General features: G+C 64.5%; 25 protein-coding genes. 8 read left to right on the forward strand and 17 right to left on the reverse strand.

Features of this window, described 5'->3' with window-relative positions; all coding sequences use genetic code 11:
- Positions 1–231 precede the first annotated feature (231 nt).
- From glpX to ACQKI2_RS17790, 4 genes are all read right to left on the reverse strand, one after another.
- On the reverse strand, positions 232–1185 hold the full coding sequence (glpX, locus tag ACQKI2_RS17775; protein WP_427380958.1) for a class II fructose-bisphosphatase: 954 nt from the start codon (positions 1183–1185) through the stop codon (positions 232–234).
- 53 nt (positions 1186–1238) lie between these two features.
- Positions 1239–2522 (reverse strand): homoserine dehydrogenase, encoded by a 1284-nt coding sequence (locus ACQKI2_RS17780; RefSeq protein WP_427380959.1) that lies wholly within the window; start codon positions 2520–2522, stop codon positions 1239–1241.
- Between the two features lie 352 nt (positions 2523–2874).
- Positions 2875–4086: an LL-diaminopimelate aminotransferase gene (locus ACQKI2_RS17785; RefSeq protein WP_427380960.1), complete on the reverse strand. Its 1212-nt coding sequence runs from the start codon at positions 4084–4086 to the stop codon at positions 2875–2877.
- Between the two features lie 11 nt (positions 4087–4097).
- Complete coding sequence (locus ACQKI2_RS17790; RefSeq protein WP_427380961.1) at positions 4098–4520, reverse strand: hypothetical protein; 423 nt, start codon at positions 4518–4520, stop codon at positions 4098–4100.
- A 71-nt stretch (positions 4521–4591) separates the two neighbouring features.
- Between ACQKI2_RS17790 and phaC the strand changes: the two genes are divergently transcribed.
- Entirely contained in the window at positions 4592–6427 is a 1836-nt protein-coding gene (gene phaC / locus ACQKI2_RS17795; RefSeq protein ID WP_427380962.1) for a class I poly(R)-hydroxyalkanoic acid synthase, read from the forward strand.
- Positions 6428–6469: 42 nt separating this feature from the next.
- Here phaC and argC read toward each other — a convergent pair whose 3' ends face one another.
- The 3 genes from argC to rplM form a co-directional block, all read right to left on the reverse strand.
- Positions 6470–7405, reverse strand: coding sequence for an N-acetyl-gamma-glutamyl-phosphate reductase (gene argC, locus ACQKI2_RS17800; RefSeq protein WP_427380963.1), 936 nt, complete (start codon positions 7403–7405; stop codon positions 6470–6472).
- Positions 7406–7622: 217 nt separating this feature from the next.
- Positions 7623–8066, reverse strand: a complete 444-nt coding sequence (rpsI, locus tag ACQKI2_RS17805; protein ID WP_199285923.1) for a 30S ribosomal protein S9 — start codon at positions 8064–8066, stop codon at positions 7623–7625.
- 44 nt (positions 8067–8110) lie between these two features.
- Positions 8111–8575: a 50S ribosomal protein L13 gene (rplM, locus tag ACQKI2_RS17810; RefSeq protein ID WP_035600832.1), complete on the reverse strand. Its 465-nt coding sequence runs from the start codon at positions 8573–8575 to the stop codon at positions 8111–8113.
- A 238-nt stretch (positions 8576–8813) separates the two neighbouring features.
- On the opposite strand from rplM, the gene ACQKI2_RS17815 reads away from it, so the two are divergent.
- Positions 8814–9578 (forward strand): hypothetical protein, encoded by a 765-nt coding sequence (locus ACQKI2_RS17815; RefSeq protein ID WP_427380964.1) that lies wholly within the window; start codon positions 8814–8816, stop codon positions 9576–9578.
- On the opposite strand, the gene ACQKI2_RS17820 is transcribed toward ACQKI2_RS17815, so the two are convergent.
- Positions 9562–10611, reverse strand: a complete 1050-nt coding sequence (locus ACQKI2_RS17820) for a COX15/CtaA family protein (protein ID WP_427380965.1) — start codon at positions 10609–10611, stop codon at positions 9562–9564. The two genes, ACQKI2_RS17815 and ACQKI2_RS17820, sit on opposite strands and share 17 nt — an antisense overlap.
- 79 nt (positions 10612–10690) lie before the next feature.
- Here ACQKI2_RS17820 and ACQKI2_RS17825 point away from each other — a divergent pair, with 79 nt between their 5' ends.
- Positions 10691–10903: a DUF2842 domain-containing protein gene (locus ACQKI2_RS17825; protein ID WP_427380966.1), complete on the forward strand. Its 213-nt coding sequence runs from the start codon at positions 10691–10693 to the stop codon at positions 10901–10903.
- A gap of 4 nt (positions 10904–10907) precedes the next feature.
- Here the strand turns inward: ACQKI2_RS17825 and ACQKI2_RS17830 are convergent, their stop codons facing one another.
- On the reverse strand, positions 10908–11798 hold the full coding sequence (locus ACQKI2_RS17830) for an AraC family transcriptional regulator N-terminal domain-containing protein (protein ID WP_427380967.1): 891 nt from the start codon (positions 11796–11798) through the stop codon (positions 10908–10910).
- Positions 11799–11951: 153 nt separating this feature from the next.
- Between ACQKI2_RS17830 and ACQKI2_RS17835 the strand changes: the two genes are divergently transcribed.
- Positions 11952–12971: an aldo/keto reductase gene (locus tag ACQKI2_RS17835; RefSeq protein WP_427380969.1), complete on the forward strand. Its 1020-nt coding sequence runs from the start codon at positions 11952–11954 to the stop codon at positions 12969–12971.
- A gap of 44 nt (positions 12972–13015) precedes the next feature.
- On the opposite strand, the gene ACQKI2_RS17840 is transcribed toward ACQKI2_RS17835, so the two are convergent.
- The 5 genes from ACQKI2_RS17840 to ACQKI2_RS17860 form a co-directional block, all read right to left on the reverse strand.
- Positions 13016–13303, reverse strand: coding sequence for a YciI family protein (locus ACQKI2_RS17840; RefSeq protein WP_427380970.1), 288 nt, complete (start codon positions 13301–13303; stop codon positions 13016–13018).
- 22 nt (positions 13304–13325) lie between these two features.
- Positions 13326–13913 carry a TetR/AcrR family transcriptional regulator gene (locus ACQKI2_RS17845; RefSeq protein ID WP_427380971.1) on the reverse strand — a complete coding sequence of 196 codons (588 nt, stop codon included), beginning with the start codon at positions 13911–13913 and terminating at the stop codon, positions 13326–13328.
- Positions 13914–14040: 127 nt separating this feature from the next.
- Positions 14041–14862 (reverse strand): SDR family NAD(P)-dependent oxidoreductase, encoded by an 822-nt coding sequence (locus ACQKI2_RS17850; protein WP_427380972.1) that lies wholly within the window; start codon positions 14860–14862, stop codon positions 14041–14043.
- A 72-nt stretch (positions 14863–14934) separates the two neighbouring features.
- Complete coding sequence (locus tag ACQKI2_RS17855) at positions 14935–16299, reverse strand: sensor histidine kinase (protein WP_427380973.1); 1365 nt, start codon at positions 16297–16299, stop codon at positions 14935–14937.
- Positions 16286–16969: a response regulator gene (locus ACQKI2_RS17860; protein WP_427380974.1), complete on the reverse strand. Its 684-nt coding sequence runs from the start codon at positions 16967–16969 to the stop codon at positions 16286–16288. The genes ACQKI2_RS17855 and ACQKI2_RS17860 overlap by 14 nt, the downstream gene beginning before the upstream one ends.
- A gap of 160 nt (positions 16970–17129) precedes the next feature.
- On the opposite strand from ACQKI2_RS17860, the gene ACQKI2_RS17865 reads away from it, so the two are divergent.
- Complete coding sequence (locus tag ACQKI2_RS17865) at positions 17130–18158, forward strand: zinc-dependent alcohol dehydrogenase (RefSeq protein WP_427380975.1); 1029 nt, start codon at positions 17130–17132, stop codon at positions 18156–18158.
- Between the two features lie 8 nt (positions 18159–18166).
- Here the strand turns inward: ACQKI2_RS17865 and ACQKI2_RS17870 are convergent, their stop codons facing one another.
- The gene (locus ACQKI2_RS17870) at positions 18167–18970 is read right to left on the reverse strand and encodes a PaaX family transcriptional regulator (protein ID WP_427380976.1); all 804 of its coding nucleotides are present in this window, start codon (positions 18968–18970) and stop codon (positions 18167–18169) included.
- Between the two features lie 96 nt (positions 18971–19066).
- Here ACQKI2_RS17870 and ACQKI2_RS17875 point away from each other — a divergent pair, with 96 nt between their 5' ends.
- From ACQKI2_RS17875 to ACQKI2_RS17885, 3 genes are all read left to right on the forward strand, one after another.
- The gene (locus ACQKI2_RS17875) at positions 19067–19870 is read left to right on the forward strand and encodes a crotonase/enoyl-CoA hydratase family protein (protein WP_427380977.1); all 804 of its coding nucleotides are present in this window, start codon (positions 19067–19069) and stop codon (positions 19868–19870) included.
- Positions 19871–19888: 18 nt separating this feature from the next.
- A complete protein-coding gene (locus ACQKI2_RS17880) occupies positions 19889–21412 on the forward strand; it encodes a class I adenylate-forming enzyme family protein (RefSeq protein ID WP_427380978.1) in 1524 nt (507 codons plus the stop codon).
- Positions 21413–21487: 75 nt separating this feature from the next.
- Positions 21488–22741, forward strand: a complete 1254-nt coding sequence (locus ACQKI2_RS17885) for an acetyl-CoA hydrolase/transferase family protein (RefSeq protein ID WP_427380979.1) — start codon at positions 21488–21490, stop codon at positions 22739–22741.
- Positions 22742–22883: 142 nt separating this feature from the next.
- Here the strand turns inward: ACQKI2_RS17885 and ACQKI2_RS17890 are convergent, their stop codons facing one another.
- The gene (locus ACQKI2_RS17890) at positions 22884–24053 is read right to left on the reverse strand and encodes a CaiB/BaiF CoA transferase family protein (RefSeq protein ID WP_427380980.1); all 1170 of its coding nucleotides are present in this window, start codon (positions 24051–24053) and stop codon (positions 22884–22886) included.
- A gap of 12 nt (positions 24054–24065) precedes the next feature.
- Positions 24066–24467 carry a PaaI family thioesterase gene (locus ACQKI2_RS17895; protein WP_427380981.1) on the reverse strand — a complete coding sequence of 134 codons (402 nt, stop codon included), beginning with the start codon at positions 24465–24467 and terminating at the stop codon, positions 24066–24068.
- Positions 24468–24554 lie beyond the last annotated feature (87 nt).

The raw sequence follows: 24554 nt of genomic DNA on the forward strand, positions 1-24554 counted from the left end.
GGTGCCCCGCAGGGGCGGAGGGGGGAGCCCCACACCCCGACACCTCCTAGCTAAAAATCCGAGTCATCCCGGAAATCGCGAAGCGATTATCCGGGACCTTCTCTCCGCCCTTTCCCCAAAACCGGCCGCCTCAAAAAGGCGCGTTCCGGCCCTCGCTGCTGCCCAAAACAAAAAACACCGGCGAAGCCCTGCCCCGCCGGTGTCTTCAAAGATCAAGAAAGAAAGCCGCCCTCAGATCTTCCGCGCGCTGCGCACATAGCGCACCATGCCGTCCGTGGACGTCATCACCAGCGTATGGGTATGCACGCGGCCATCACGGTGCAGAACGCCGTCCAGCAGGTTGCCCTTGGTCACGCCGGTGGCGCAGAAAACGGTCTCGCCCGAAGCCAGTTCATTGAGGCTGTAGGTCTTGCCGAAATCGGTAATGCCCACGCGGCTTGCGCGCTTCTTCTCGTCGTCATTCCGGAAAACGAGACGGCCAAACATCTGTCCGCCCACGCACTTAAGTGCCGCTGCCGCGAGCACGCCTTCCGGCGCCCCGCCCTGGCCGACATACATGTCGATGCCGGTCAGCGAGTTGGTCGTTGCGATCACGCCGGCCACATCGCCGTCCGTGATCAGCGCAATGCGCGCGCCGGCCGAGCGCAGCGAGTCGATGATATCCTGGTGGCGCGGGCGGTCCAGCACGCAGACGGTCATGTCCTCCACCTTGCGGCCGGTATGTTTGGCCAGCGCCTTGATATTGTCGGCTGGCGAAGCATCCAGGCTGATAATGCCTTCCGGATAGCCAGGGCCAATGGCCAGCTTGTCCATATAGGTGTCGGGCGCATGCAGCAGGCCGCCGCGCGGGGCAATCGCCAGAACGGCCAGGGCATTGGCCATCGCCTTGGCGGTCAGCGTGGTGCCTTCCAGCGGGTCGAGCGCGATGTCGATCTCCGGGCCATTTCCGGTGCCGACTTCCTCGCCGATATACAGCATCGGGGCTTCATCCCGCTCGCCTTCGCCGATCACGACGCGGCCTTTGAAATCCACGGCATTGAAAGCAGACCGCATCGCGTCCACTGCGGCGGCATCGGCCTTCTTCTCGTCGCCGCGCCCGGCCAGGCGCTCAGAAGCGATGGCTGTCTCCTCGGTCACGCGCACCATGGCGTCTGCAAGGCTCGAGGTCAGTACGCTGTTATCCATGTCTTTCTCCGCAATCGGGTCGTCATTCGTAGGGGTTGGGGCGGCCTAAGCAATTAGCTTGCCGTCTCTATTCTGATCAGTCTGGGCGCTTCAACGGTCACGCCAAGCGCCTCGATCCGGGCAATGGCAGAAAGAATCTGCCGCCGGGGGCAACGATGGCTCACTACGGCCACGGGGCTGGCGCCCGTTTCATCGGCCGAATCCTGCAACAACTTGTCCACCGAAACGCCTTCTTCAGCCAGCGCTTCGGTTAATGCGGCCAGCGTGCCGGGTTTGTCGGTCAGGCGCACGCGCAGGAAGAAGGGCGAAATCTCCTCCTGGCCGCCGTTAACGAAGGGCTGGGCCACATGGTGCTGGGCGCGGCCAAAGGCATTGCGGATGGCCGGGCGGAAGAGCTTTGCCACATCCCCCATCACCGCGCTCGCCGTCGGGCCGGAACCGGCGCCAGGCCCCGTCAGCACCACCGCGCCGAGAGGATCGCCTTCCACGCGGACAGAGTTCAGCGACCCGTCAATCCGCGACAGCGCATGGCCAAGCGGCAGCGCCATCGGTTCAACCCGGCACACAACGCCCGCCGGCGTCAGCACGCCCTCGGCGATCAGTTTGATACGGAAACCCAGCCGGTCGGCGAGGCGCAGGTCCAGAAGGCCGATCTGCTCGATGCCGCGCACGGAAACCTTGGAGAAGTCCAGATCGGCGGAAAAAGCGATGGCCGAAAGGATCGCCGCCTTGTGGGCCGCGTCCATGCCCGAGACGTCCAGCGTCGGGTCAGCTTCGGCGTAGCCGCGCTTCTGGGCTTCCTCCAGCACATCCTCATAGGAACGGCCGGTTTCCAGCATGGTGGAGGTGATGAAATTGCAGGTGCCGTTGAGAATGCCCGAAACGCGGGTCACTTCGGTGCCCGCCAGGCTGTCGCGCAGCACGCGCACCACGGGGATGCCGCCAGCCACAGCGGCCTCGAACAGCAGGTCCACCTGCTTTTCGGCGGCCAGCGCGGCCAGCATGTTGCCATGCTTGGCAATCAGCGCCTTGTTGGCGGTGACAACGTGTTTCCCGGCGCGCAGGGCCGATTCCACGGCAAACTTGGCCGGGCCGTCCGATCCGCCGACGAGTTCGACGAACACGTCCACATTCGGGTCTTCGGCCAGCGTCGCGGCATCGTCAAACCAGGTATAGCCATCGGTGTTGACCGGCCGGTTGCGGCTCTGGGAGCGCGCGCTGACGCCCGCAATCTCCACCCTGCCCGGCAGACGAAGGCGATCCTGACGCTGCACCAGTTCGATCAGCCCGCAGCCCACATGGCCAAGGCCGGCAATTCCAATTCTCAAAGGCCCCACAAGGCGCCCCTTTTCATCTCTTACGCTTCGGGCTGCTGCCTACCCTTTTTGGGCGCGCGGGGGAAGGCCCCGAGACGTTGATCCCACGTCCCATTTCGCAACTCGTTCCACGACTTCGCTCATGATGAACTACGAGAACGTAGGATGGCGCCCCAAAGCCTTTGAGCTGCAAGCCCGCAAGCGCCCCCTATAACGGCGAAGAAGGCAATCCCCATCGGCGCCACCTCAACACCTATGGTGTAAGATGACGTGACCCATCCTATAAAGGCAGCCAGAAGCGCAAAAACCATCAGGACACCACCCAGTATCCAGCCAGTTCCGACTAGTAGCTTCCGGCTTTTGTGCGCCATGCTTACTCCGCCGCCACCACCGGCTTGATCTCCTTCACGCCTCGCGACGCAAGAAACTTCCGGATGTTGCGGCCAGCCTGGCGGATGCGCTGCTCATTCTCGACCAGCGCGATGCGGACGTAATCATCGCCATGCTCGCCAAAGCCCGCGCCGGGGGCGACGGCCACATGTGCCTCGTTGATCAGCTGAAGGGCAAACTCGAGGCTACCCAGATGGCGTAGCTGTTCGGGGATCGGCGCCCAGGCAAACATCGAGGCCTTCGGGCTCGGCACCGGCCAGCCCGCGCGGGTGAAGCTATCGACCAGCACGTCGCGGCGCGCCTTGTAGATCGCGCGGGTCTCGTCCACGCATTGCTGCGGACCGTCGAGCGCCGCCACGGCGGCCACCTGGATCGGTGTATAGGCGCCGTAATCGAGGTAAGACTTAACGCGGGCGAGCGCGCCGACGAGCTTTTCATTGCCCGCCACAAAGCCCATTCGCCAGCCGGCCATCGAATAGGTCTTGGACATGGTGGTGAATTCCACCGCGATGTCTTTCGCCCCATCCACCTGAAGGATCGAGGGTGTGGGCTCGTCGAAATAGATCTCGTTATAGGCCAGGTCCGACAGCACCCAGAGGTCGTGCTTCTTGGCGAACTTCACGGCCTCCTTGTAGAAGTCGAGATCGCAGACAGCCGCCGTCGGGTTGGACGGGAAGCACAGCACCATCGCGGTCGGCGGGGGCACGGAATATTTCACCGCCCGGCCAAGGTTTGACAGGTACTGCTCCGGCGTATGCGCCGGCACGCCGCGGATCGAGGCCCCGGCAATGATGAAGCCGAAATGGTGCAGCGGATAGGACGGGTCCGGCGCCAGGATCACATCGCCCGGCGCAGAGATGGCCTGGGCAAGGTTGGCAAACCCCTCCTTGGAGCCGAGCGTGACGATGACCTCCCGGTCCTTGTCCAGCACCACATCGAAGCGGCGCTTGTAATAGTCGGTCAGCGCGCGGCGCAGACCCGGAATGCCGCGTGAGGCGGAGTAGCCGTTCACATCCGGCTTGCGGGCGGTTTCGACCAGCTTGTCGACGATATGTTTCGGCGTCGGCAAGTCTGGATTGCCCATGCCCAGGTCGATGATGTCAGCGCCTTTGGCGCGCAGCGCCGCTTTTGTGCGGTTCACCTGTTCAAACACGTAAGGCGGAAGGCGCCGGATCTTGTGAAAGTCGGTGTTCATTTTCAGAGGTCTCAAAATTCGTCTTGTGTGACGCGGGGAACGTTGAACTGGCTGCGGATGGCAGCGATTTCGGCTTCGGTAAGGAAATCGGATTCCGGCGGGATATCGCCAAAACCCCCAATCATGCTCGCGGCGATGGCGCGGATTTCCTCAGCTCCGCCCACCGCCACTTCCGCTCGGGCGCCTGCAAACTCTTTTGCCAGCTCGTTGCCCCGGTTTAACTGGGCTTCCAGTGTCTTTCCGGGCACATTTTGCGGATCAACCTTTGGCAGGGTGGAAAGGTCAGGATACCCTTCCCCGCGTATCTCCGCGCGGCGCTCACCATACCATGCCGGGGCGTTATTCACCGTCTCCCGCACCTTCGCATAGGAAGATGAACATCCCGCAATGAGCAGGACCGGTACAATCAGGAGGGGAATCGCCGTGTTTTTCATGGTTAAGCTCATTAAATGACAAACATTCTAAAGGATAGATAAGCCCAAAGAAGCGGGCGAAACTACGACATATGGGCGGAAACAAAACACCATCGGCCGACACACCTTCCATCGCATCCCTGCTGATGGCGCAGGACCCGGCACGTCTGCAAGTGCTGATGACCACTCTGGCGCTGGCAAATACAGAATCCCAGGCCCTTCTCACAGAAGTTCTGACCGGCTCCGGCCCGCTGGGCACCGTTACGCAGGGCGACCCGATGGGCGCGGGTGATGCGTTCGGCCAGGTCGGCATGAGCCTGGCGCGCAACCCCATGGCGCTGATGCAGGCGAACATGGACCTGATGCAGGGCTGGATGGGCCTGTGGCAGGAGATGGTGACCGAAAGCCTGGCCGCCGACGCGCCCAAGCCGGAAAAGGACAAGCGCTTTTCCGATCCCGAATGGCAGGCGAACCCCACCTTCAAATTCATCCGCAAGGCATACGATCTCAACGCCCGCTGGATGATGAGCCTGGCAGACCGCGCCCCGGATCTGGAAGAACCGATCCACCTGCGCGCCAAATTCTTCATGCAGCTGCTCACCGACAGCCTCTCGCCCACAAACTTCCTGGGCACCAATCCGCAGGCGCTGAAAGCCTTCATCGAGAGCGGCGGGGAAAGCGTGCTGGCGGGCATCCGCATGGCGCGCGAAGATGTGCGCAAGGGCGGGGGCAAGCTGCACATCACCCAGACCGACGAGACCCCCTTCAAGCTGGGCGAGAACATCGCCACGGCGCCGGGCCAGGTCGTCTTCCGCAACGACCTGATCGAACTTCTCCAGTTCGCCCCGACGCAGGAAACGGTATATTCCAAACCCCTGATCATCTTCCCGCCCTGGATCAACAAGTTCTACATCCTGGACCTGCAGGAAAAGAACTCGATGATCCGCTGGCTGGTAGACCGTGGGCTGACGGTTTTCGTCGTTTCCTGGCGCTCGGCCGATGGCGTTACCAAGGATTACACCTGGGACGATTACGTCAAGAAAGGCATCTATGCTGGCGTCGAGGCCGCGCTGCAGGCCGCCGGCGCCAAGAGCCTGAATGCCGTAGGCTATTGCATTGGCGGCACACTGCTGACCTCCGCCCTCGGCCACATGGCCGCCACCGGCTATGACAAGATCGACTCGGCCACCTTCTTCGCCTCACAGTCAGACTTTGAACTCGCCGGAGACCTGAAGGTCTTCACCGATGGTCCGGGCAGAAACTATGTCTATGGCATCATTGACAACCATGGCGGCATCATGCCCGGCAAGGACATGTATGAGACGTTCAACTGGCTGCGCCCGATTGATCTGGTCTGGCGCTATGTGATCGACCAGTACATGCTGGGCAAGGACCCGCGCCCGTTTGACCTGCTCTACTGGAACGCCGACCAGACCAATATTCCCGGCCCGGTGCACAAGCGCTATCTCTCTGAATGTTATGCGGAAAATCGCCTCGCTCGCGGCGAATACGCCGTACTCGGAGAGACAGTGAACATGGGGAATATCCAGATCCCCGTGATGCTGCAGGCCTCTAAGGACGATCACATCGTCCCCTTCGAAAGCGTCTACCGTTCCGCCAAGCGCTTTGGGGGGGACACCACCTTCATTCTGTCCGGGTCCGGACATATCGCCGGCGTGGTGAACCATCCGGACGCAAAGAAATATCAGCACTGGACCAATGCCAGCCTTGAGGCCGGCTCGGCCAAGGAATGGCTGCAGACCGCCACCGAAACACCGGGCAGCTGGTGGCCTACCTGGTGGGCCTGGCTGAAGCCGAAATCCGGCCGCAAGGTCAAGGCCGTGGAACCTAAGGACATGGGCCTCGGCCCCGCGCCGGGCAGCTATGTGAAAGTACGCCTGGAAGACATCCGGCTACCGCCGCTGTAGGCGCTTCCTTAGCCCCCCTCCCGCGCAGCAGGAGGTAAGGGCTTAAGCCACCAGCCCCGCGCCCTCGTCCAGCCCCAGCGCGATGTTGAGGTTCTGCACCGCCGCGCCCGAAGCGCCCTTGCCGAGATTGTCCAGCCGCGCCACGAGGCGGGCTTGCTCGTCGGTGCCGAAGACGTAGATTTCAAGGCGGTTGGTGTCGTTGCAGCCTTCGGCATCAAGCCCCTTCAGCGCGTCACCGTCCGCAAGCGGAACAACCTTCACGAACTTTTCGCCCGCATAGGCCGCGCTGAGCGTCTTGTGGATGTCCTTGCGCTTTGGCTTGCCGGGCAACGCCCAGAGCGGCAGCGGCACTTCAACGATCATGCCCTGCGCGTAACGCCCCACGGCCGGCGTGAACATCGGCACATGGGAGAGGCCGGTGAACTTCTTCATTTCCGGCGGGTGCTTGTGCTGCTGCCCAAGCGCGTAGATGCGGAAATTGTCCTGCGTCTGGCGCTCCTCGAACTCGGCAATCATCGGCTTGCCGCCGCCCGAATAGCCCGAGACGGCATTCACCGTCACCGGCCAGTCATGCGGGATGATCCCCGCCGTCACCAGTGGGCGCACCAGGGCGATGAAGCCGGTGGGATAGCAACCCGGATTGGAAATGCGCTTGGCCGCCGCAATCGCCGCGCGCTGGCCCTTGTCCAGTTCCGCAAAGCCATACACCCAGCCCGGCGAAACCCGGTGGGCGGTGGAGGCGTCAATGATCACCGTATTGGGGTTGGTCACCAGGCTGACCGCCAGGCGCGCCGCGTCATCGGGCAGACAGAGGATCACCACGTCCGCCTTGTTGATCAGGCGCGCGCGCTCATCCACGTCCTTGCGCTTGTCAGGATGGATCGAGATCAACTCGAGATCCTTCCGGTCCTTCAACCGTTCCGAAATCTGAAGGCCGGTCGTCCCGGCTTCGCCATCAATGAAAACCTTGGGGTTCATGGGCCGTCCTCAATTTCCTTAAGCCCCCTCTCCCTCGGGAGAGGGGGGTGGGGGTGAGGGAGCGCAACGCCGAAGCGGTGCATTTCACGTTTGGCGGAGTTCCCCCTCACCCCTGCCCCTCTCCCAAGGGAGAGGGGTTCCAGCGAGGTAAACCCCAAAACAAACGGGCGCTCCGTTTCCGAAGCGCCCGCCAGACATTGGATATGTGCTGCTGCGATTAGCGCTTCGAGAACTGGAAGCTGCGGCGAGCTTTTGCTTTGCCGTACTTCTTACGCTCAACAACGCGCGGGTCGCGGGTCATGAAGCCGAACGGCTTCAGAACGGCGCGCAGGCCCGGCTCATAAGCCACGAGGGCGCGGGAGATGCCGTGACGCACAGCACCGGCCTGACCCATGAGGCCTGAACCTTTGACAGTCGCGATCACATCGAACTCGCTTTCGCGGCCAGCTTCGATCAGCGGCTGGGCAATCACCATGCGCAGAACCGGGCGAGCAAAATACTGCTCCTGGTCGCGGCCATTGATGATGATCTTGCCAGTGCCACGCTTGATCCAGACGCGGGCGACAGCTTCCTTGCGGCGGCCGGTGCCGTAGGAACGGCCCTGGGCATCGATCTTCGGCTCAGCGGCTTTCACCGGCTGGGCGGAAGGTGCGCCGGTCATGGCGCCAAGGTCTTGCAGCGAGTTGGAGGTGTCGGTCATGTTTATCAGGCCGTTTTCGAGTTTTTGCGGTTCATCGCCTTGAAGTCGACGACTTCGGGCGCCTGTGCAGTGTGCGGGTGCTCGGCGCCAGCGTAGATACGCAGCTTGCCGAACTGTTTGCGCGACAGCGCGCTCTCGCGCGGCATCATACGCTTCACAGCGAGCTCAATGGCGCGCTCCGGGAAGCGGCCGGAAAGGATCTTGCCAGCCGTGGTTTCCTTGATACCGCCCGGATAGCCGGTGTGGCGGTAATAAACCTTGTCGGTCAGCTTGTTGCCGGTGAACACGGCCTTCTCGGCATTGATAACGACGATGTGATCGCCGGTATCCACATGCGGAGTAAAGTCAGGGCGGTGCTTGCCGCGAAGGCGTTTGGCGACGTAAGAAGCAAGGCGTCCGACAACGACGTCCGTCGCGTCGATCACGACCCACTTGTTCTCTACCCCGACGGGTGCGTTATACGTTTTCATCGCTCTGCTCAGAGCCTCTACTTTCGGAGTTCCAGGAATGCAAATTAAGGGCTGGCGTTTAAGCGCCGCGTTTCCCTTTGTCAACGCAGCCGCCGGGCTGAGCCTGCTTTTTGCGGCAACAGCCTGTGGACGGCAAGAGACCCCGACTGAGACCCCAACTCAAGACCCTGTAATATCAGGAGAAATAGAGCTTCCAGCCGTCTGGTCGACCCGCCCCTTGCAGGGAAAAGTTCGCGATGTGGCCCTCTCTACGGGCTCTGGAGCTATTCTGGCGGTCGCTTATGACGCTGGCGGGCTCGAATTTTTCGACATGGAAGGCGACCGTCTGGGCGAACCGACGCGATTCCATCTCAAAGACATCGCCGATGGCCGCGCATCCAGCATCCAGGGCACCCAGCTCACCCTCTTCCCCGGTGTGACCGCAGACGGCGCGCTGAAGGCCTATGTCTTCGGCGAAGGGCTGGTGGCCCCGGCCCAGATTGACCTGCCCATTCCCGAACAGCGGGCCGTGGAAGGCCTCTGCAGCGGAGAGGCCGGCTCGCAGGGGCTGATGCGCATCGCCTACTGGACGATCTCCAACAATCGCCTGCTGCGCACCGGCGTCATCGGCCAGTCAGGCGATGAGCTGACCTGGGAAGAAGAAGACGCGACCGAAGCCGGTTTCCCGATCACCTCCTGCGTCTTTGCCTATGACACGCTGGTCGCCTCGCCCCGCTCGGCTGCCTCCGCCTCGCTGACGCGCGGGGACAACGCCGCCCTCCTCTCCATCGAGGAAGGCGGCCCGCTGCAGATCTCTACAGATCTCGGGATGACCACGAGTTCCATTACCGTCCGCGATGGAATCACCGTGACCGCGCCGGACGCCCCCACCGCTGTCACCGCGCATGGCTCTCTGCCCGCCGGCGGCTATCCCGGCGGCGTGGTCGTCATCGCCGGCGAAACCAGCGAGGGCACCCATCAGGTTGTGTTCGTTGATCCCAGCGCAATTACGCTGAAGGACTAAGCCGCGTTTCCGGGCCGCCTGCACGCCACACCGTGTAGACGGCCCACAGCGTGGTCACCACGCCCAGCCCCTGGTGCACGAGAGCCAAGCCCATCGGGGCCGCATTCAGCAGCGTCAGGATACCCCACGCCGCCTGCGCTGACACCAGCACCGCCAGGAACGCAAACTCCCGCCGCACCGCCGTCTTCCGGAAGGCCCAGGCTGCCGCCAGGCTGCCCGCCCAGAGGCCATAGGCCAGCAGGCGGTGGTTGAACTGGGTCGCCTCGCGCCCCTCGAAGAAGCTGCGAATGCCCAGTTCGGCATGTATATAATGAGACGGGAACACTTCCCCCGCCATCAGCGGCCAGTCGGTATAGGTGCGCCCCGCGTCCAGCCCCGCCACCAGCGCGCCCGCCGCCATCTGCACGAAGATCAGCAGCATCAGCGCCAGAGCCGCCCGCCGGGCCGCCTTTGGCGCGCCCTCCCGTTTCTGCGGGCCAAGATCCAGCCACAGCCAGGTGATCACCGCCAGGATCAGCAGCGCCAGCGTGAAATGCGTCATCAGCCGGTAAGGCGCCACGGAGATGCGGTCCGTATCGCCAATGCCGCTGGACACCATCCACCAGCCGATCGCGCCTTGCAGGCCGCCGAGCGCGATCAGGCCCACCAGCTTCAGCCCGAGCCCCTGCCCCAGCCAGCGGCGCCAGGCAAAGACGGCAAAGCCCGCCACCGCCACCAGCCCGATCAGCCGACCAATCTGCCGGTGGCCCCATTCCCACCAGAATATGAACTGGAACTCCGACAGCGACATGCCGGCATTGGTCAGTTGGTATTGCGTGGTCGTGCGATACTTCTCGAACTCGATCAGCCAGTCGGCCTCGTTCATCGGCGGCAGGGCGCCGCTGACAGGGTTCCATTCGGTGATGGACAGTCCGGAATCGGTGAGGCGCGTGGCCCCGCCCACCAGAATGATGGCATACACCATAAGGCCCAGAAGGATCAGCCAGCGGCGGATCCAGCCTGCGGCAACGGGAGAAATTGCGCTTGTGGTCATGACGCCTAGATCACTTGACGCGCGCCGCGATCAAGGGTCGCTGAAGTCGCAGCCAACAGTCACGGAAGGTCAAACGCCCATGCGGAACCCGCGAAAGCCCCTCGCCATGCTGATGATGCTGGCCTGGCTGGTGGTCTATGTCATGGCCATCGGCTCGCTCAGCGGCCCGGTCGGCACCTTGCCCGGCTGGGTGCAAATGCCGTTCTATATCCTGGCCGGCGTGCTCTGGATTTTGCCCCTGAAGCCGCTCTTCGCCTGGATGAACGCGGTCGAGCCGCCCGAGGAAGATTAGCCGCTCACGCCAATTCCCGCGTCACCAGCGCGCGGATGGCGGCCACGTCCCGGCCCGGCGGCGCGCCGAACTGGCGCCGGTAATCCCGGTTGAAGTGCGACGCGCTTTCATACCCGATGGCATAGCCCACGGCGGAGACCTCATGGTTTTCCAGCAGCATCCGCCGCGCTTCCTGCAGCCGCACCAGCTTCTGGAACTGCACAGGCGAGAGGGTCGTCACCGCCTTGAAGTGGCGGTGAAAGGAGGCAAGGCTCATCCCCGCCATCTCGGCCAGATCGGGCACTCGCAGCGGCTCGCGGAAATGATCGCGTATCCATGCCGTCGCCCGGCCGATCCGCGCCGCCTGACTGTCCCGCAGCCCCATATGGCGCAGCATCGGGCCGAGAGATCCGTTGAGCAGCCGCCAGACGATCTCCCGCTTCACCAGCGGCGCCACCACCGGAATATCGCGCGGATTATCCAGCAGCCGCAGCAGACGGCCCAGCGGGTCCATCAGGGCCTCGTCCAGCTTGTCGGTGTGCAGCGCCGTGAAGGCAGGTTCGGCCGCCGCCTCGCCCGCCAGCGCCGGCAGCATCCCGGCCACCATCGCCGGATCAATCTCCACACTGAAAGCAAGGTAGGGCCGCTCTGGCGAGGCCTCCACTATCCGCGCCGTCACCGGCACATCCACTGACGCCAGCAATCCTTGCCCGGCCCCATAGTGAAACGCCCGCTCGCCCAGCATCGAAACCTTCCCGCCCTGCAGTACGGCGCAGAAGGACGGCCGGTAAACCGAGCGGATTTCCATCGGCGCTTCGGTCCGGGTCAGCAGCAGGCCGTCCACCGGCGTCTCCCGGCCATAATGGCGGGCGTGCTGGTCCAACAGGTCTGCAAGGGTCTTGAGATCATCGGTCATGGAATCACAAAACCACATTCTCCCGCGCGGGGCGATGCCCCTCACAGGCATTTGAGAGAATTGGGCAAGACTTTGAGAGGATCGTCACCGGACAGCGCCGCCTGCAGGGCTTAAATCAGGGCCATTCCAATCCCTCAGAACGGAGCCCTCCCCATGCGTATGCGACAACTCGGCAATTCCGGCCTTTTCGTTTCCGAACTCTGCCTAGGCACAATGACCTTCGGCGGCAGCGAAGGCATGTGGGGCATGATCGGCCAACTCCAGCAGGAAGAAGCCGACAGCCTCGTCAAAGCCTCGCTCGATGCAGGCATCAACTTCATCGACACCGCCAACATCTATTCCATGGGCCGCAGCGAGGAAATTCTCGGCCAGTCCCTGCGCAATCTGGGCGTGCCCCGGCATGAGGTCGTCATCGCCACCAAGGTGCTTGGCCCCATGTCCGAAGGCCCGAACAATCGCGGCGCCTCCCGCGGCCACATCCTCTACCAGGCCGAAGCCAGCCTCAAACGCCTCGGTCTCGATCATATAGACCTCTACCAGATCCACGGCTTCGACACCGCCGCGCCGATGGAAGAAACCCTCGAAGCGCTGAACTCCCTCGTGCAAAAGGGCGCCGTTCGGTATCTGGGGCTCTCCAATTGGGCGGCGTGGCAGGTAATGAAAGCCATCGGCGTCACCCAGCTGCGCCAGCTTGCCCCCATCATCTCGCTGCAGGCGTATTACACCCTCGCCGGGCGCGATCTTGAGCGCGAAGTCATCCCCATGCTGACGGCTGAAAAGGTTGGCCTCATGGTTTGGAGCCCGCTGGCTGGCGGGTATCTCTCCGGCAAGTATGACCGGGAAGGCCGTGGCAATGACGGCCGCCGGGCCACCTTCAATTTCCCGCCCGTCAACATGGATCGCGGTTACGCCGCCATTGAGACGATGCGGGAAATCGCCGCCGCCAAAGGCGCCAGCGTCGCCCAGATCGCGCTTGCCTGGCTGCTGCATCAGAAAGCCGTCACCAGCGTCATCATCGGCGCCAAACGGCCAGACCAGCTTGCGGACAATATCGGCGCCACAAAGGTCAGCCTCAGCCCGGAAGACCTTGCCCGCCTGAACGACGTTTCCCGCCTGCCGGAAGAATATCCCGGCTGGATGCTGGACCGTCAGAGCACATACAGAAGCGCCTGAGCGGTACCCGGAGCGGCAGGCGGGCCATCCGCCTGTCTGCCGCCTCAGGCTTTCAGAAATTCCAGCCGCGCATCCACGCGCCCCGGCTTCACTTCACTGATCTCGGCACTGACAATGCCTTCCGCCACGAATGGGTCTGCCGCCACGCGCGCTTCCAGCGCTTCGCGGGAGGTGTTGTGCGCCAGCACGGCCCCGCCCAGGCCGGGCGCCAGGCTGCCCGTCACCAGGAACACACCATCGGCAAATCCCTCGCCGATCCAGGCATTGTGCGCCTCCATGAATTGCGGCGCCGCTGCCTTGTTGGCTGCAAACTTCAATTGAACGAAATACATCTGCCTCTCCCTCCTGAAACAATCAGCGCCGCGCCCTGGCAAAGCGCTTTGCCTGCGCCGCCAGCCAGGCGCACATGCCGTCCACCTCCCGCCGGACAAACGCCTCATCCTTGAACGCATTGGCCAGCGTTGCTGTGCCCTGAGACCAGCCCAGCACATGCAGCGCCAGCGCGCCGGCCTCATCGCCTGCGCCCAGCGCTTCAAACTCTGCCGCCAGCCAGTCCCGGAACAGCGCAAACACATCCGCCGCCCGCGCCCTGGCCGCATGGTCCAGCTTTGCCAGCTCCTGGCACAGCGTCCCCACAGGACAGCCATAGGCCATGATTCTGGTCTGGTTCATGATCAGGATACGGATAAAGGATTCGATGCGCGCCACGGGGGAAACGCCTTCCGCCGCCCAGCCCGCCAGCATCGCGCGCGTTGTCTCAAGGCGCCGGTCGATCACCGCGTCGAGGATCTCGTCCTTGGTGCGGAAATGGTAATAGAAATTGCCCCGCGACAGCTTCACCGCCCCGGCAATGTCGGCAAAGGAAGTGTGGTCAAAGCCCCGCTGGTAAAACAGGTCGTCGGCCGCCGCCACGATCTCTTCGCGTGTATCCCGCGCGCCCATACTCGCCCCCAAGGCCAGAAGCTTCGCCGGGCCCTGCGGCCCAGCCTCCAACCCTGATTAGGACAATCGCCCTAATCGCGCAATAGGACAATTGACCTAATCTTGAAATGCGCCGGAAATTGCCGGCCTAGCTCTTGTCCTTCACGCCCATCTGCTGCGCATAGCCCTGCGCCACCATCTGGGCCATCAGGTCGAACAGTTTGTCCGGGTCGGCCCGGCGCAAGCGGGCGATCTCCGCCTCCATGCCCTCGGCCAGCACCAGTTCGCGCACGCCGTCTTTCAGCGCCTCCAGAATCCGCCGCGCCGCTTCCTCCGCAGGCATACCATTGTCGATGGCCGTATCGCTGAAGCCGCGCGCATTGGCAGACCCGTCCAGCGCATTCTTCGACACATTCGTCTTCACAGAGCCCGGCGCCACCACTAGAACCTTGATGCCCTGATGCGCCGTCTCCGCGCGCAGGCTGTCATTATAGCCGATCAGGCCCGCCTTGGCCGCGCTATAGGCGCTGCGCAGCGGCGGCCCGGCAATGCCCGCCACGCTGGAGATTGCCACGATCTGCCCGCCGCCCGCGCCCACCATCTTCGGCAGCAGCGCCTGCGTCAGCGCAATCGGCGCCAGCAGGTCGATGGCGATGATCTTTTGATACACATCAAACACCGTATCCACCGCCATCGAGCGCTGCGAGATGCCGGCATTGTTGACCAGGCCGTCCACACGCCCGGCCCAGTTCCAGGCCGTCTCCACCGCGCCCGGCAGGGCGGAATAATCCGTCGCCTCAAACGGCAGCACCAGCGCATCTGTCTTAAGCTGCGCCTTCACCTCTTCCAGCGCGCCCACATTCCGGCCAGACAGGATCAGCTTCGCCCCCGCCGCCGACAATGCCTGCGCCACCGCCGCGCCGATGCCGGAAGATGCCCCCGTGATCCACCACACCTTGCCTTCAAACATGCCGCTTTCCTCCAATGCTGATATCCTGCCGAGTGTTTCAGGCGTGGCTGCAGATGTAAACGCCCCGCCGCGTCACGCCGCCGCTGTAAAGTGCAGCGTTGCTGTCAGCCCCGCCCCGGCATTGCGGCGCAGATCCAGCCGTCCGCCATGCGCCCGCATGATCTGCTCCACGATGGAGAGGCCCAGCCCCGCGCCCTGGCTGCGCCCGTCGCTGCCGCGCGCAAAGCGTTTGGTTACCTCCGCCAGCTTGCCTTCCGGGATACCCGCGCCCTGATCGATCACCGAAATGCGCAGCGGCCCCTGCTGCAGCGCCACAGTGATCGGGGCGCCCTCTGCCGAATGCTGGATGGCGTTTTCAATGAGGTTGATCACGGCGATCGACAGCGCGTCCGGATCGGCCACCGCCCTGACCGGCGTGTCACAGCCCTCACAGCCCAGATCAACCCCGGCCTGCCGCGCCAGCGGTTCCATCCGCACCACAATATCCATGATCAGATCACTGACATCTATGGACTGCCCCGGCAGCACGCTCAGCCGGTCGGCATTGGCATGCGCCAGCAGCTGCATGCTCAGCCGGATCAGCGCATCGGTATCCTGGCGCAGCTTGGCAAGGTCGGCATGGCCGCCATCCTGCTGCAACCGCGCTTTCAGGGCAGCCAGCGGCGTGCGCAGCGTGTGGGATGCGTCCAGAATGAACGCCCGCTCCCGCTCCATGGCGGCGGCCAGCCGGTCCAGGCTGCCATTCAGCGCCCGCACCAGATCCACCACCTCATCCGGCGGGTTCTCCACGATCAGGGGGCGGATATCCTGGAACTCCGAAACGCCCCGCGCCTGCTCGGCAATCTCGCGCAGCGGCCGGAGCGTCTGGCGTACAAATCCCGTCACCACCCAGAAGCTGAGAACGGCAAAGGGCAGCAGCGGGATCAGCACATGCACCGTCACCTCAGTGAGGATCATCCGGTAAAACCGGAAGGCCGGGTCGCTCGCCACAATCGTCTCGACACGGCAGGCCTCTGGTCCGCCGCAATCAAACTCCTTGCCTGCCAGCCAGAAGCCCTCTTGCGTCTGCACCGTCCACTCGTCAATCCCGGCAACAGACCGTCGCTTGATGCCCGACCAGTCGAACGCCGACTGCGCCATCGGTTGCCCATCCGGCCCAGACAGAGCCCAGCCATAGGCTTCCGGATACTTCTCATAGATCCCATCCTTATGCACCGCATCCGGATCAAATGGGTCTCTATGCTGCATCGCCTCCTCGAACGCGCTGGCCAGTTTCTCCGCCATCTCCAGCACCTGCCCCTGGTGCAGGTCGGTCACGTCGCTGCCATAGTCAAACGCCACGGTCCCCACCATCAGCAACCCCACGCCGAGGCTCACCCCCAGCAGCCGCCGCCGCAGGCGCGCTTCCAGCGACCATTTCGAGCTAGGCGCCACCATCGCCCTCGCTCAGCACATAGCCCACACCCCTTATGGTGCGCAGCGACACTTCCGATCCGTACTCCTTCAGCACCGAGCGCAGCCGCGACACCGCCGCCTCCAGCGCGTTGGGCCCGGCCTGTGTGTTCTGATCGTAGAGCGCATTCTCCAGATAGGGCCGCGAGCTTACCCGCCCCGCCTTGCGCATCAGCGCCGCCAGCAGCTGATGCTCCCGGCGCGGCAGCGTCACCGGCCGCCCGCGCACCAGAACCCCGCCAGAGCCAAGATCCAGCTTCACATCCGCCAGCTCAATCACATCGCTTTCCATATGTCCCGGCCGCCGTAGCAGCGCCCGGCAGCGAGACAGCATCTCGGACAGGTCAAACGGCTTCACCAGATAGTCGTCGGCCCCGCCGTCCAGCCCGTCCACCCGGTCGTTCAGGCCGCCCCGCGCCGTCAGCACAAGAATGGGAATGGCCACCGCGCTGCGCCGGCATTTCTTCAGGAAGTCCACCCCGTCGCCATCGGGCAGGCCCAGGTCCAGCAGCATCAGGTCATAGCGGGTTGCCGCCAGCGCCGTCTCCGCCCCGGCAATCGAGCGCACCCAATCGACCACATACCGGCTGCTCTCCAGCGCCGCCTGCAGGCTTTCCCCCAGGCTGGCATGATCCTCAACCAGAAGCACTCTCATCCGTTCACTCGCCCTGTATCTTCTCCGCCAGATCCCCTCTGGTCCCGACATTCAAACATTCCGCGCCCCTCCACAACAAGGTGTTGCCTCTGCGCTGCATTGACATTCCCTGCGCCCTGCTCAAAGGTAGTGATAGCTATCTTTTTGACGGAGAGGTTTCATGCGCGCACTTGTCTTTCGCGGCGTCGGCCAGCCGCTGCAGCTCGAGACCCTGGACGATCCCACTCCCGGCGAAGGCGAGGTGGTCCTCAAGGTTGGCCGTTGCGGCATCTGCGGCACCGATCTTCACCGCACAGAGCACAATATCTGGACCTGCCGCCCCCCGGTGGTCCTGGGCCATGAATTCGCCGGAGAGATCGTCGCCTTGGGTAAGGGCGTGGAGGGCCTGAAGACGGGCATGCGCGTCACCGCGCTGCCCTATATCGGCTGCGGCAAATGCCGGGCCTGCCTGGCAGGCAATCCGCACTACTGCCCCACCCGCCTCAATACCGGCACCGAGGACATCGCGGGCGGCTATGCCGAATATGTGAAGGTCGGCGCGGGTAGCTGCCTGCCACTGCCCGCCGCGCTCTCCCTTGATGATGGCGCGCTGGTAGAGCCGCTGGCTGTCGGCCTGCACGGCGTCAAGCGCGGCGGCGTTCAGCCCGGAGACCGCGTCCTGGTCATCGGGGCTGGCCCCATCGGCCTTGCCGCAGCCTATTGGGCAAGGCTCGCAGGCGCCAGCCGGGTCGCCGTCTCTGCGCCCTCCACCCGCCGCCAACCGCTGGCCGAGGCAATGGGCGCCACCGCCTTCATCGCCGCCAGCGATGACGCCGCCCTGGCGGCCGCCTCTGAAGAAGCCCTTGGCGGCGCGGCAGATGTCGTCCTCGAATGCGTGGGCCAGACCGGCATGATCCAACGCGCCCTCGCCTGCGTGCGCACCGGTGGCCGTGTCGTCGTGCTCGGCGTCTGCCTCCAGCCGGATACCTTCCTGCCGCTCACCGGCCTCGCCAAGGAAGCCGATCTGCGCTTCTCCGTCGTCTATGATGTGGCCGAGTTCCAGGCCTGCATCGATGCGCTGGACGCTGGCCATGTTTCCCCTCGCGCCATGATCACCGATACGGTCTCGCTGGCAGATGCGCCCGCTGCCTTCGAGGCGCTGCGCAGCCGCACGCATCAATGCAAGGTCATGGTCGCGCCCTGGGCCTGACCCCGGCTTCAGCCGATCAACTCGCGCGATCCCAGAACCGATGCCCACACCTTGAGGCTGCGTGTCTGGTAGGCGGTCATGGCCTCCACCAGCCGGCCGCGCTCATTACCGCCCAGAATTTCCTCCGGCAACAGAGGATCGCGCACGATCTGCGCAATCACCTGGCGGCCCACCAGCAGGCCCTCCCGCGCCGCCGCTTCCGGGCCAAGCCGCACCAGCCGGCGCTCGCTCGCCGCCAGCCGCTTCAACTCGGCCACATAGCCAGCCTTCAGCGCCGCAGCGTTCCATAGGCCCTGCGCCGCCTGTGCCTGCACGCGGTCCAGCCCGGAAACGGCAAACACGTCTGCCTCGGTCCTCAGGCCAAGTTCGGCAAGCTGCGCCCGCATCGCGCCCACCCCGCCTTTCAGATTGTCCGGCCTCAGATGAAGCCCCGGCTTCCACGTCCGGAACCCGCGCAGCGCCAGGGCGCGCTGATGCCGCCGCGCAATTGTCCGCTCTCCGCCGCTCAGCCCGGCATCCTGCACGCCGATCCAGCCGCCCTTCCATGCCACCATCCAGCCCAGCCGCTCGCGCCAATGGCCCACATCCTCATAAAGTGGCCGGTAGGCGGGGTGAAAGGCATAGACGCCCCGCTCCGTCTTGCGGATCTTCTCCTGCCGCGCCAGCCGGGTCAGCGCCACGCGCACCACCGGCTCGGCCAGCCCCATGATGACGCCCGCCCGGCAGAGGTCCTGCGCAGACATCCGCCCGCCCTTTGCGGTCGAAAGAAAGTCCAGCACCAGATCCGTCGCAGCAGGCAGGGGTGTGGTCATGGGGCTCCGGCTGTTCCCGTCAGGGGCAAGATTGCAAGTTTCATCAAATGGCATTATTCGTCAAACATTGAAACATATGAAACAGGGGAACCAATCATGACGGGCGCCAGCGAACCAGCCCATGTGCGCGTCGAGATCGACGGCGCTGTCACCACCCTCATCATGGACCGGCCAGACCGCCGCAATGCGGTGGACAGGCCCATGGCCTTTGCCCTGCGCGATGCCATTCGGGCGTTTGAGGCAGACGATACCCAGCGCGTTGCCGTCCTCTGGGGCGCCCACGGAAACTTCTGCGCCGGGGCAGACCTCACCGCCCTGGAAGATCCCGCCCGCGCCCATGAACTCACCTCCGACGGCAGCGGCTCCGGCCCGATGGGCCCCACGCGCCTCGCCATCTCCAAGCCCCTCATCGCCGCCGTCGCGGGCTACGCCGTCGCCGGCGGTCTCGAACTCGCCCTGCTGGCGGATATGCGTGTGGTGGAGGAAACCGCCACCTTTGGCGTCTTTTGCCGCCGCTGGGGCGTGCCACTGATTGATGGCGGCACGGTCCGCCTACCCCGTATCGTCGGCATGGGCCGCGCGATGGACATGATCCTCACCGGCCGCCCGGTCGATGCGCAGGAAGCTCTCGCCATGGGCCTGGCCAACCGCATTGTCCCGGCCGGTCACGCGCGCCACGCCGCCGAGGCGCTCGCTCGGGAGATTGCCGCCTTCCCTCAACAATGCATGCTGGCAGACCGTTACTCCGCCTACGCCCAATGGGATATGCCGCTGGACGAAGCCCTCCGCCAGGAAGGCCGCCTCAGCGCCCCCATCGTCGCCGCCGAAGGCCGCGCCGGGGCAAAGCGCTTTGTCGGCGGCGCAGGCCGTCACGGCAAGTTCACCCAGCCCGAAGACTGACCCTCGGAGACCCCGCTCATGCCCTCATCCGGCCCCCTCTGCATTGACCTGATCGAACGCGGCGCCGCTGCCAACGCTGCCCGCACCGCCATCGTCTTCGGCGACCAGGCGTGGACCTTCGCGGAAATCAATGCGGAAGCAAACCGCCTCGCCCATGCCCTGCGCGGCCTCGGCGCCGGCCATGGCGCGCGCGCCGGCCTGCTGGTCAACAACGGCCCCTTTTCCGTCCCGCTGGACTTTGCCTGCGTCAAGGCGGGCATCAACCGCGTACCGCTGAACGCGCGCCTCTCCGTCGAAGAACACGCCCGCATGCTGGCCGAGGCAGACGCCCGCATCCTCATCTATGGCCCAGACCTTGCCGATCGCGCCATCGCCCTCGCGCAGGCTGCCCCCGGCCTTGCCATCCACGGCCTCAGCGATGCTCTCTCCCGCCTCGCCGCCACCCAGCCAGACACCCCGCCCCCGCTTGCCGCCAAACCTGACGACATCATCCTTACCCTGTATACCTCCGGCACCACCGGCGTGCTGAAGGCGGCCCAGCATACGCAAGCCTCCTACGCGGCCATCTGCCGCAACATCCTGCTCAATCTCTTCCCTGTCAGCCAGGACGACGCAATGCTCCACGCCGCCTCGCTGATCCATGCCAGCGGCACCTTCGTCCTGCCCTTCTGGCTGCGCGGGGCCCGCTCGGTCGTCCTCCCCGCCTTCACGCCCGATGCCTTCCTCTCTGCCATTGCCCAGCACCGGGTCACCGCGATCAACCTCGTGCCCACCATGCTCCACATGCTGCTGGAAAACCCCGGCCTCGACGCGCATGATCTCTCCAGCCTGCGCCACATCATCTACGGCGCCTCGCCCATGCCCCGCGCCGTCATCACCCGCGCCATTGCAAAGTTCGGCCAGGAAAAGTTCTGGCAGTATTTCGGCCAGACCGAAGCTCCCCTCTGCCTGGCTGTGCTGCGCCCGGAAGATCATGAGGGCGACCTGCTCGGCGCCTGTGGCCGCCCGGCGCTGGACGTTGAAATCCGCCTGGTGGACGATCAGGGCAATGACGTTCCCAAAGGCGAAGCAGGGGAAATCCTTGTACGGACACCATCCTCCGCCGCCGGCTATTTCAACGCGCCAGACCTTACCGCCCAGTCTTTCGATCCCGATGGCTGGGTCCACACCCGCGATGTCGGCCTTTTCGATGCGCGCGGCTTCCTCCACCTGCGAGACCGCACGTCTGACATGATCATCTCCGGCGGTTACAACGTCTACCCGCGAGAGGTCGAAGACGCCCTGATGTCCCACACGGCTGTTCTCGAAGCCGCCGTCGTCGGCGAGCCGGATGAGAAATGGGTCGAAGCCGTCACCGCCTTCGTCATCCTCCGCCCCGGCCAGCAGGCAGGCGAAGCCGATCTCATCGCCCATGTCGCCGGCCAGATCGCCTCCTACAAGAAGCCCCACAAGGTCATCTTCACGGATGCGATTCCGAAAACCGCTGTCGGAAAGCTTGATCGCAAATCCCTCCGCGCCCGCCTGAAGGAAACGGCCGGCTAGGCCTGTCCTTGCGGCGGCTCTTCTATTGGGCCGCCTTAAAGGCTAACACGGCAGGGCGCCGCCCGGAGACACGCCTTGCCCTTCCCCCGCCTCGCCGATGCCTTCGAGCAGTTCCGCCACCGCCTTCCGGCGCGCGCCCGCCTCTTCATCGGCGGCGCCAGTGGAGAGCCTCTCGGCCTCGCCCGCCTCTTCAAGGCAGACCCGGAGCTCACCAGCGGCCTCACCTTCCTCGGCGCCTGGATCGCGGGCATCAACGTAACCGACTGGGCCGGCTTCCATCATGACGCCAGCGCCGAAACCATCTTCCTGCCCCCCGCCCAGCGCCCCTCTTTCGAGGCTGGCCGAACCCGCTTCCTGCCTCTCTCCTACAGCCAGGCATGGCACTGGATGGCGCAAACCCCGCTTGATGGCGCCGTCCTGCTCGTCTCTCCGCCAGATGCGGAGGGGAACGTCTCCCTCGGCGTCAGCCCGGATTATTCCCCCCTCATGCTCGCGCGCGGCGGCGTGCCCCTCCTGGGCATCATCAATCCGCAAATGCCCGCCCCGCCGAATTCACCCAAAGTCCCGCTGTCGAAATTTAATCAGCTAGCGGAGGATGACCACCCAATTCTGGTGCTTCCCGGCGGCCTGCTCCCATCCGTCTTCGAAACCATCGCAGGCCACATCGCCGCCCTCATCGATGAAGGCGACGCGCTGCAATTCGGCGTCGGCAATGTGCAGCAGGCTATCCTCTCCGCGCTGAAAGGCCGGCGCGGCCTGCGCATCTATTCCGGCATGGTGTCAGACCCCGTTCTGGGAATGCTCGACGCTGACCCCACCCTGCGTGTCGACACCGGCGTCGCCACCGGCACGAAGGCCCTCTACGACCGGATGGCGACGGAATCCCGCGTCCACTTCCACCCCGTCTCGAAAACCCATTTCGCCAGTGCGCTGGCCGCCGTGCCGCGCCTGCGGGCGATAAACTCCGTGATCGAAGTGGATCTCTTCGGCCAGGCGAATGCCGAGTTCATCAATGGCCGTCAGGTGGCGGGGCAAGGCGGCCTCAACGATTTCCTGCGCGGCGCCGCCCTCTCCGAAGGCGGCCTCGCCATCACCGCCCTGATGGCCACCGCCAAAGGCGGCGAAATCAGCCGCATCGTCCCCCGCCTCCCGCCCGATGCCGTCACCGTCATGCGCACGGATATGGATGTCGTCATCACCGAATACGGCACCGCCCGCCTTCGCGGCAAAAGCATCGACGCGCGCGCCGACGCGCTGATCGCCATCGCGGACCCGCAGCACAGACCCATGCTGGCGGAAGAATGGGAAGCGATGCGTAGGCGGATTTAGTCAGGGCGCACGGGCCGCCAAACCACTCAACACTCATCCTGAGCAAAGTCGAAGGATGGCCAAGCAACGCACCGCCAGCCCCGGCTCATCCTTCGACGTCGCTCAGGATGAGCCGTTCGATGGCTGAAGCATCCAGAACAGTTTAAATCACGCCCCGCGCCTTCAGCGCCGCCGCGTCCTCCGCGCTCAGCCCCGCCTCACGCGCGATCTCCACCGAATGCTCACCAAAGGCGGCCAGCTTCGGGTTCGGCTTCGGCGGCTCCTTCGCAAAGCGGATCGGCGGGCCCACATGCCGGTTGCCATCCGCGTCGGTGAACACCATGCCGCGCTCTGCCGTGAACGGATCGTCAAACGCCTCCTTCAGATTGCGCACCGCCGCCCAGCAGCAGTCCACCGGCGCCAGGAACGCCTCCCAATGCGCCTGCGTCTTGCTGGCAAAGGTCTCGCGGAAGAAGGCCTTCAGCGGCTCCTGCTCATCGCCCGGCGGGATCTTCGCATAGGGCAGAAGGTCCACGCGCCCTAGCGCCGTCAGAAGGTTCTCGGCAAACTTCACTTCCGATCCGCCGATCACGATAAACCCGCCATCCGAGGTCGGATAGATCGCGTTCATCGCCGCCCCGCCAAAGCTGCGCATCTTCTTCGGCTCGGGCGCCGCGCCCTTGCCAAAGGTCGGCCCCAGCACATTCGGCGTCCAGGCAATGGCGGCGTCATACATCGACATGTCGATATAATCGCCCTCGCCCGTCTGCGTGCGCCGGTAAAGCGCCATCAGGATCGCCGACAGCGCCATCAGCGAGGCGGAGGCATCCGCAAATGGAACAGGCGGGGGCGCGGGCTGCCCATCGCTGAGGCCCCGGCCAAGGTCCATCAGCCCCGTCATCGCCTGCACCACCAGGTCATGCGCCGGCTTCTGCACATGTTGCCCTTCCTGCCCGAAGGCAGAGATCGAGCAGTAGACGATCTTGGGGTTACGCGCCGACACCGCCTCATAGCCCACGCCGAGGCGCTTCACCACGCCGGGCCGGAACGCCTCGACAAACACGTCCGCCTCCCCGGCGAGCTTCAGCAGCAGCGCCACACCGGCAGGGTCTTTCAGGTTCAGCTTCAGGCTGCGCTTGCCGCGCGCCACATTGCGAAACCACACGGTCGTCCCGTCCGGCGTCCGCTCCCCGATCTCCCGCACCGGCTCGCCCACGCCATTGGCCGGCTCCACCATGATCACGTCGGCCCCATGGTCGGCCATCATCATCGTCATGTGCGGACCGGGCAGGAAGGCCGAGAGATCGAGAACTTTGACACCGGCGAGTTTCATGCGTCTTCCTTGTTACAAATTCATCTGAGACTGGGTGGTCAGCGCAACCAGCTTGCCCGCCTCCGTTTCGATCCGCGTCTGCCAGACCTGCAGCCGGCGGCCAACACTTACAGGTGCGGCAGTTGCTCTCAGAACCGTCCCTACCGGCGCTCCCGAGATCAGGTTCGTCTTGCTCTCGGTCGTGGTCGTCATCTTGGCCTCTGGCGGCAGGCTCAGAAACGCGCCAATCGCGCCCACGCAATCGGCCAGCGTCATCAGGAACCCGCCATGGGCAATCGCGCCCGCCGTGCAGTGCGCCTCGCCCACGGTCACGCGGCCGATCACGGCCTCCCGGTCGGCCTGAACCAGCTCCAGCCCGATCGTCTTCGCAAACGGCATCGATGCCGCCAATGCCTTGAGATGTGTGTCGGTCATACCTGTCCTCGCCCTGCCAATTATGTGTCCGGATTTGTCCAAACTTGTCCGGGAATTGTCCCGGTTTGGCCGCGTGTGTCCACCCGC

It is taken from the genome of Hyphomonas sp. NPDC076881 (genome assembly GCF_050269995.1).
GTDB lineage: Bacteria > Pseudomonadota > Alphaproteobacteria > Caulobacterales > Hyphomonadaceae > Hyphomonas.

Coding starts and splice junctions, on each gene's coding strand:
- ACQKI2_RS17840 (WP_427380970.1), bottom strand. CDS start 13,303: ATGTATTTCGTTCAATTGAAGTTTGCAGCCAACAAGGCAGCGGCGCCG.
- ACQKI2_RS17850 (WP_427380972.1), bottom strand. CDS start 14,862: ATGTTTGAAGGCAAGGTGTGGTGGATCACGGGGGCATCTTCCGGCATC.
- rplM (WP_035600832.1), bottom strand. CDS start 8,575: ATGAAAACGTATAACGCACCCGTCGGGGTAGAGAACAAGTGGGTCGTG.
- glpX (WP_427380958.1), bottom strand. CDS start 1,185: ATGGATAACAGCGTACTGACCTCGAGCCTTGCAGACGCCATGGTGCGC.
- ACQKI2_RS17895 (WP_427380981.1), bottom strand. CDS start 24,467: ATGACCGACACACATCTCAAGGCATTGGCGGCATCGATGCCGTTTGCG.
- argC (WP_427380963.1), bottom strand. CDS start 7,405: ATGAACCCCAAGGTTTTCATTGATGGCGAAGCCGGGACGACCGGCCTT.
- ACQKI2_RS17890 (WP_427380980.1), bottom strand. CDS start 24,053: ATGAAACTCGCCGGTGTCAAAGTTCTCGATCTCTCGGCCTTCCTGCCC.
- ACQKI2_RS17855 (WP_427380973.1), bottom strand. CDS start 16,299: ATGGTGGCGCCTAGCTCGAAATGGTCGCTGGAAGCGCGCCTGCGGCGG.
- ACQKI2_RS17870 (WP_427380976.1), bottom strand. CDS start 18,970: ATGACCACACCCCTGCCTGCTGCGACGGATCTGGTGCTGGACTTTCTT.
- ACQKI2_RS17830 (WP_427380967.1), bottom strand. CDS start 11,798: ATGACCGATGATCTCAAGACCCTTGCAGACCTGTTGGACCAGCACGCC.
- ACQKI2_RS17825 (WP_427380966.1), top strand. CDS start 10,691: ATGCGGAACCCGCGAAAGCCCCTCGCCATGCTGATGATGCTGGCCTGG.
- ACQKI2_RS17835 (WP_427380969.1), top strand. CDS start 11,952: ATGCGTATGCGACAACTCGGCAATTCCGGCCTTTTCGTTTCCGAACTC.
- ACQKI2_RS17865 (WP_427380975.1), top strand. CDS start 17,130: ATGCGCGCACTTGTCTTTCGCGGCGTCGGCCAGCCGCTGCAGCTCGAG.
- ACQKI2_RS17845 (WP_427380971.1), bottom strand. CDS start 13,913: ATGGGCGCGCGGGATACACGCGAAGAGATCGTGGCGGCGGCCGACGAC.
- ACQKI2_RS17875 (WP_427380977.1), top strand. CDS start 19,067: ATGACGGGCGCCAGCGAACCAGCCCATGTGCGCGTCGAGATCGACGGC.
- ACQKI2_RS17880 (WP_427380978.1), top strand. CDS start 19,889: ATGCCCTCATCCGGCCCCCTCTGCATTGACCTGATCGAACGCGGCGCC.
- phaC (WP_427380962.1), top strand. CDS start 4,592: ATGGGCGGAAACAAAACACCATCGGCCGACACACCTTCCATCGCATCC.
- ACQKI2_RS17820 (WP_427380965.1), bottom strand. CDS start 10,611: ATGACCACAAGCGCAATTTCTCCCGTTGCCGCAGGCTGGATCCGCCGC.
- ACQKI2_RS17860 (WP_427380974.1), bottom strand. CDS start 16,969: ATGAGAGTGCTTCTGGTTGAGGATCATGCCAGCCTGGGGGAAAGCCTG.
- rpsI (WP_199285923.1), bottom strand. CDS start 8,066: ATGACCGGCGCACCTTCCGCCCAGCCGGTGAAAGCCGCTGAGCCGAAG.
- ACQKI2_RS17785 (WP_427380960.1), bottom strand. CDS start 4,086: ATGAACACCGACTTTCACAAGATCCGGCGCCTTCCGCCTTACGTGTTT.
- ACQKI2_RS17790 (WP_427380961.1), bottom strand. CDS start 4,520: ATGAAAAACACGGCGATTCCCCTCCTGATTGTACCGGTCCTGCTCATT.